The organism is Bradyrhizobium sp. CAR08, assembly GCF_052871955.1.
In genome coordinates this window covers 68195-74740 of the sequence record NZ_JBIXJX010000029.1, presented here as the reverse complement: position 1 = coordinate 74740, position 6546 = coordinate 68195, and the positions used below count along the sequence as shown (strand labels likewise).

4 protein-coding genes and 2 pseudogenes are annotated in these 6546 nt (G+C 62.7%); 4 read left to right on the top strand and 2 right to left on the bottom strand.

Annotation, left to right across the window (positions count from 1 at the left end; translation table 11 throughout):
* Positions 1-825: 825 nt before the first annotated feature.
* Positions 826-1662: pseudogene (locus ACIPUD_RS36700) on the bottom strand (transposase); the annotation flags it as partial.
* A gap of 17 nt (positions 1663-1679) precedes the next feature.
* Between ACIPUD_RS36700 and tnpA the strand changes: the two are divergent.
* From tnpA to tnpC, 3 genes and pseudogenes are all read left to right on the top strand, one after another.
* Positions 1680-2024: pseudogene (tnpA, locus tag ACIPUD_RS36695) on the top strand (IS66-like element accessory protein TnpA); the annotation flags it as partial.
* On the top strand, positions 2021-2377 hold the full coding sequence (tnpB, locus tag ACIPUD_RS36690; protein WP_446482621.1) for an IS66 family insertion sequence element accessory protein TnpB: 357 nt from the start codon (positions 2021-2023) through the stop codon (positions 2375-2377). The pseudogene tnpA and the gene tnpB, both read left to right, overlap by 4 nt.
* Before the next feature lie 69 nt (positions 2378-2446).
* The gene (tnpC, locus tag ACIPUD_RS36685) at positions 2447-3976 is read left to right on the top strand and encodes an IS66 family transposase (protein ID WP_446482620.1); all 1530 of its coding nucleotides are present in this window, start codon (positions 2447-2449) and stop codon (positions 3974-3976) included.
* A 352-nt stretch (positions 3977-4328) separates the two neighbouring features.
* Here the strand turns inward: tnpC and ACIPUD_RS36680 are convergent, their stop codons facing one another.
* On the bottom strand, positions 4329-5249 hold the full coding sequence (locus tag ACIPUD_RS36680; protein ID WP_446482619.1) for a LysR family transcriptional regulator: 921 nt from the start codon (positions 5247-5249) through the stop codon (positions 4329-4331).
* Between the two features lie 99 nt (positions 5250-5348).
* Here ACIPUD_RS36680 and ACIPUD_RS36675 point away from each other — a divergent pair, with 99 nt between their 5' ends.
* Entirely contained in the window at positions 5349-6524 is a 1176-nt protein-coding gene (locus ACIPUD_RS36675; protein ID WP_085395069.1) for an alkene reductase, read from the top strand.
* Positions 6525-6546 lie beyond the last annotated feature (22 nt).

The following is a 6546-nucleotide window of genomic DNA, read 5'->3' as shown; positions in this document are numbered from 1 at the left end:
GGTGCAATGCCGCACCGCCAATCGACCGCGCCAATCAGCGCCATCAGGATCGACACCTCATGACCGCGCATCGGCCATTCCGCAAAGCTGTTCGTCATGCCCGCCGCTCATCGACCGGCCACGGCGCGGCGCACCCGAACGCTCATCGGTCGTCGCCCATCCGTCGATCATTGATCGCGTTCGACAACGTCCACCGCCCATTCGATGATAGCGACAGCGTCGTGCCGCGCGCTGCACCGGTTCGAACTCCATCACCAAGCTCGCCTGCAGCGCTCAAATCCCCATAGAGCCTGCCGCATCAGTCCTGCCCACCATGCGCGGTTTCCTTGTATGGGGCTTTTTTTGTCAAGGAGGCGTTTCAAGAGGCGACAGGTCGCGCATCTTTTCCTTCGTCAGTTTCTTTGTTCGATCTGAAAGCCGTTTCTTCGTCCCGACCCGCACTTCGCCTGCGCTGGCGTGCGCAGAAGCTGTCCAAGGTTGGCCGTCGCACGAATCATACCACAGGCTCCGCCGTTGCCAGGCCACACCTTGACAGCTTCGAGCACGACGGCACGGTTGGTGCGATCGGGATAACGATCGGAGGGGGAGCTCGCTTGCGGGCGCGATCAATCGCGCCACAACCTTGTATTCGGTGGGTCCAAGGACCCGAACCATGATGCAGTCATACGCATCGGCAGCGAAGCTCCGAAGCGGCGGACCCATTCTCCCTTTCGGCATTGAAAGCCAAGGAAACACGTCGGGACCCCGCCACCTCGAACCGTCATCGGCGACACCGTCACAAGCGGACAGACAGGGCCGAAACTGTTGGGTGTCGACCTCCGTTGATTATGCCGGCCGCAGAACGACGCCGTCCGGCACTACTCCCTCCCGCACGAGACGCCACAGGGCGATCAGGAGCTTGCGCGCCAAGGCCACGATCATGGTCTTGCGCGTCCCGCGGGCATTCTCGGTGCGGGCTCGAAACCACTGCGCCAAGGTGCTGTCCTTCTGGAACATGAGAAATCGCCACGCCAATTGGATCATGCCTCGTCGAACCCGAGCGTTGCCGGAACGGGTCAGCCCTTTCTCCCGGCGTTTTCTGCCGCTCTCGTCGGGCGAGCCCGTGAGGCCGGCATAACGCGCTACGGCCCGTCGGTCGCGCATGCTTCGCGACATTACCTCCTGCACCAGCATGTCGGCCGTCTCAACACCAACCCCGATCACGCGCGCCAGCAGGTGCACCATTGCATGTGGTCCATCATTGGGCGCTTGCTTGAGACGCTCCAGGCGAGCGTCCTCGATCTGCCGTATCTGATCGCTGACGAGCCGCCGGCGCGCCATGTCGCGACGCAGCTCAGCCAGGGTGTTGGGCGGGATCGGCTCGCCCTCGGGGGAGCGCAAGCCGTCAAGGCGTTCGGCAGCTTTCTTCAGCTTGGGATTGAAGCCGCGGATGCCGAGCCGGATCAACGCTGCTTTCATTCGGTTGACGATCCGACTTTGTTCTCCGACGAGGCTCTCGTGTTCGCGGTTGGGCCGCTTGGCATCTTCGTCCTGGATTGTCGGGATCGCCACCATCTTGCAGTGATCACGCTCGCCGCGCAGCCAGCCGAGAAAAGAGCGTTTGAGCAGCTCGGTGTCGAGCCGATCGGTCTTGGCGCGCCGGTGCTCGCGCGACACCGCCAACCGACGACAAGGCGCGGTTTGTCGAGGAGACGCTGGCCCCGGGAGCCGTGGTATCGGAGGTCGCGCGGCGGCACGGATTGTCGCCGCAACAGCTGTTTACGTGGCGCCGGCAAATGCGACAGCCGGTTGCGATCCCTGTGGGACCCGAGCCGCAGACGTTCGTGCCCGCTGTCGTTACCCCATCGTGCACGCCGCCGGAGCGCTCACCGCGGCAGCGCCGACGACTTCGGAAGACGCCCGAGGGGGCGGAGAACAGCGGCATCATCGAGATCGAGATCAACGGCGTCGCCGTCCGGGTCGGCCGCGGCGCGGATGCCGCGACGGTTGCGGCCGTGATCCATGCGCTGAAGACCTGCACGTGATCGGTCCGACGGGCGCGGTGCGGGTGATGGTGGCGACCAGGCCGGTCGACTTCCGCAAGGGTGCCGAAGGGCTCGCGGCCCTGGTGCGTGAGAGCATCCAGGCCGATCCGTTCTCCGGCGCCGTGTATGTGTTCCGCGCCAAGCGCGCCGACCGGGTGAAGCTGATCTATTGGGACGGCACGGGTGTGTGCCTGTTCGCCAAGCGGCTTGAGACCGGTTCGTTCTGCTGGCCCAACGTGCAGGACGGCGTCATTCGCCTGACCGCGGCGCAGCTGTCAGCCTTGCTCGAAGGACCGGACTGGAAGCGCGTCCACGCCGCGCGCGAGACACCGTCGCCGATCCAGGCGAGTTGAACTGCGGCACAGTGAATCAGTATGCATGTCGCGCTCGCGGGATGCCGCGACGCATGGTGTAATCGCATCATGGCGACAAGTGCCGACACGCTTCCGGACGATCCCGGCACGCTCAAGGCGATGCTGCTGGCCGAACGGGCGCGCGCCGCGCGGCTCGAGCAGATCATCAAGGAGTTGCAGCGTCATCGCTTCGGCCGCCGGGCCGAGACGCTGCCGGAGGACCAGTTGCTGCTCGGCCTGGAGGAGGTCGAGCAGGTCGAGGCGAGCAGTGATGCCGCAACCGATGCAGCCAATGCTGCCGAGCGATCGAGCCGAGCCGCACGGCGCCGCAGGAACAGAGGAGCGCTGCCGGCGCATCTGCCGCGGGTCGAGATGCTGATCGACCTCGACGATCACGCCTGCCCGTGCTGTCAGCAGGCGCTGCACCGGATCGGCGAGGATGTGAGCGAACGACTGGATATCGTCCCGGCCCAGTTCCGGGTCCTGGTCGTAAGGCGGCCGAAGTATGCCTGCCAAGCCTGCGAGACCATGGTGCAGGCACCGGCGCCAGCGCGGCTGATCGAGGGCGGGCTACCGACCGAAGCCACCGTGGCGCAGGTACTCGTCGCCAAATATGCCGACCATCTGCCGCTGTATCGGCAGGCTCAAATTTACGCCCGCCAGGGCCTCGAGCTGGATCGCTCGACCCTGGCCGATTGGGTCGGGCGGGCAGCCTTCCTGTTGCGGCCGGTGCATGAGCGACTGCTCGCGAGGCTGAAGCAGTCGACAAAACTGTTTGCCGACGAGACCACCGCCCCGGTGCTCGATCCCGGACGCGGCCGCACCAAGACCGGCCAGCTCTGGGCCTATGCCCGCGACGACCGGCCCTGGGGCGGCACGGACCCGCCCGCCGTCGCCTATGTCTACGCTCCCGATCGCAAGGCCGAACGGCCGATCGTCCACCTCGCGGGTTTTGTCGGCATTCTCCAGGTCGACGGCTATGCCGGCTATCGGGTCCTGGCCGAGCGCGGTGACGTAGAACTGGCGTTCTGCTGGTCCCATGTGCGCCGGCGCTTCTACGAACTCGCCGCGGCCGGTCCCGCACCAATCGCCAGCGAGGCGCTCGAACGTATCGCCGGGCTCTACGTCATCGAAGCCCAGATCCGCGGCCGCACCGCCCACGAGCGTCGCGCCGTCCGCCAAGAGAAGAGCCGGCCGATCGCCGACGAGTTCGAACCCTGGCTGCGCGCCAGGCTCAGTCTGATTAGCCAGAAGACCAAACTCGCGGAGGCTATCCGATATGCGCTGTCGCGTTGGGACGGGCTGACGCGCTTCATTGCCGACGGCCGCATCGAGATCGATTCCAACGTCGTCGAGCGCGCTATCCGCCCAATCGCGCTCAACCGCAAGAACGCCCTGTTCGCTGGCTCGGACGGCGGCGGCGAACACTGGGCCGTCATCGCCTCACTGATCGAAACCTGCAAGCTCATCGGCGTCGAACCCCACGCCTATCTCGCCGACGTCATCACCCGCATCGTCAACGATCACCCGAACAGCCAGATCGACGAATTGCTACCCTGGGCCTATCTCGCTACCCAAAAACGCTGGCGCGTGGCCTGAGAACATCGCTTACCAAGAAGGCGGCATGCGAGAATGAGAAATCGGATGAAATCTACGGAATCCAAGACAGCGCCTTCGGCGGGCACCAGCGATGAGCACTCCATCCTCGCTTTATTCGCTAGAACAGCGATCGCGGACTCCTTTTACTAGGAGCTGCATCATCACCTCGGCTTCGCAGATCGACGATATGCTTCTCCGCGGCGCCGTATCGCGTACTTTATACGATCGACTAAGGTACAAAATCCGTCGGCCTCTAATCAATCACAAGCCCTCTTTTGTGAGCTGAAGCTGCGGAATTACTCAGGCAGGTGAGGCGGATCCGCAGGGCAGAATGGATAACTGGATCCTCGTGTCATCGAGGTGCTGGCAGTCGAGAGGTGCCCAGTTTGCGAACTACCCCCTCCACGACAACTCTAATCTTAGCCGGCAACACCGTTGTGCGTGGCCAAAGGATGTTGATCGGTACCTTGCCGCCGGACATCCCATCCAGGGCGGTCAGTAGCTTCCCTTCCCGAATATCATCTTGAACCATCCATAATGGAAGCTGCGCCAAGCCGTGTCCTGCTCTCACAACCGTATGGACCGTCTCGAAATCCTGGAATTCATGTTTGGCAAAAACAACATGCCTTGCGATCGAGCCGTCAGGTTGTTTCAATAACCAGACAATGCGATTTCCTTGGCGACGCCCTACGATGCAATCGTGAACCTTAAGGTCGGCAACGGTTCGAGGAAGGCCCCGCTTTGCTACGTAGCTAGGTGCTCCAACAATCACCACGTCCTGGACGCCTAGCTGACGGGCAACTAGGTCCGCAGAGTCGTCGAGATTGCCGATTCGAACTGCAAGATCGATGTTCTCACTTAGTAGGTCGACCTCTCGGTCTGTGAAACTCACCTTTAGTTGCAGTGCTGGGTAGAGTTTAGCCACTTCGAGCAACGCAGGCATTACGAAGAGCCGACCGAACGCCGTCGGCAGATCGATGCGCACTTCGCCCCCTGGCGTGTCCCGGGCAAGTATGAGTGCGCTCTGACCGCGATCGAGTTCGGCGAGCGCTGCGACGCAATGCTCGAGCCATACCTCTCCCGCAGGCGTCAAGACCAGACGGCGTGTCGTTCGGTGCAGTAACTTAGAGCCTAATCGGCGCTCAAGCCGCGACACCGCCCGGCCGACGGCCGACTTGGTCATGCCAAGTTCGGCAGCCACCGCGGTGAAACTACCCAATCGGGTGACAGCTACGAACTCAGGGATCCCGTCAAAATCTGTGACCATCTCCATTGTAGCCCCACACGCAACACTCAATCGAATTTAAGGTCACTAATAGGCGCGCGCAAATGGATTAGTTCGCAGGGAGCATCATCCCTGGAGCTGTCTGTCATGCCCTCTTTATTCGACTCCTTTGAGCTTGGCCCTATCCACATCAAAAACCGCGTCGTCATGCCACCCATGACCCGCACGCGAACGTCCGACGGTAAGCTTCCGACCGATGGCGACATCCCAAATGCGCTGATGGCGACCTATTACGGCCAGCGGGCCAATGCCGGCTTGATCATTACCGAGGCCGCCGACGTGGATCAGTCTGGTCACGGCTACGCCAGGACACCCGGAATCCACTCGGAAGCCCAAATGCAGGGGTGGCGTTTGGTGACCGATGAGGTCCACCGATATGGCGGCACGATTTTTCTGCAACTGTGGCACGTCGGCCGGATGGCGCATTCCTCCATTCTGCCCAACCACCAAGCCCCGGTGGGAGTGACGGCGCAACGGGCGGAAGGTTCGTCGGTGTTTGCTCACGGCCCGGACGGCCGGTTGGGCTATATGCCTGTGGAAACGCCGAGGCCCCTTAGCACGGAGGAGGTGTCGGCGATGGTGGGCACCTTCGCCAAGGCCGCCGCCAATGCCCGAAACGTCGGGTTCGATGGTGTCGAGCTGCATGCGGCCAACGGCTATCTGATCGAGCAGTTCATGAACTCGGTGCTCAATACGCGCTCCGACCGCTACGGCGGCGGCAGCATGGAAGATCGTACGCGCTTCCTGATGGAAGTCGTCGATGCGGTGGTGGCTGAATTCGGTCCGGGGCGCGTGGGTGTTCGCCTGTCTCCGTTTGGCAAGTTCAACTCTATGCCCATGGATCCTCTTGCGGAGGAAACATTCCTCTATGTTGCCGATCAACTGGGGCGTCGGGGCGCGGCATATATTCATCTGCTCTACGAGCTGCTGCCCGAGGGAAACATGGAGTCGGCGAAGTTCGAGCCGCGACACCTCGACCACGCTTTGCTGACCAAGGCTCGAGCGGTGTTTCCCGGCGCCTTCATCTGGTGTGGCGGCTTCAAGGACCGGGACCGCGCCCAGGCGTCGCTCGATACCGGGTTGGTGGACCTGATCGCCTTCGGCCGACCGTATATCGCAAATCCGGACCTTGTTGAGCGTCTCAAGCACGGCTGGGCGTTGGCTGAAGCGGACCGATCGACTTATTACACCCGATGCGGCGAGGTGGGTTACACGGACTTCCCTGTATATCAATCGGTAGAGCTGCAAGCGGCGGCAGACTGAGAGACGGCGAAGTCTCGAGCCG

Excerpts from the sequence above, each read along its gene's own strand:
- tnpC (WP_446482620.1), top strand. The coding sequence starts at position 2,447 with ATGGCGACAAGTGCCGACACGCTTCCGGACGATCCCGGCACGCTCAAG.
- ACIPUD_RS36680 (WP_446482619.1), bottom strand. The coding sequence starts at position 5,249 with ATGGAGATGGTCACAGATTTTGACGGGATCCCTGAGTTCGTAGCTGTC.
- ACIPUD_RS36675 (WP_085395069.1), top strand. The coding sequence starts at position 5,349 with ATGCCCTCTTTATTCGACTCCTTTGAGCTTGGCCCTATCCACATCAAA.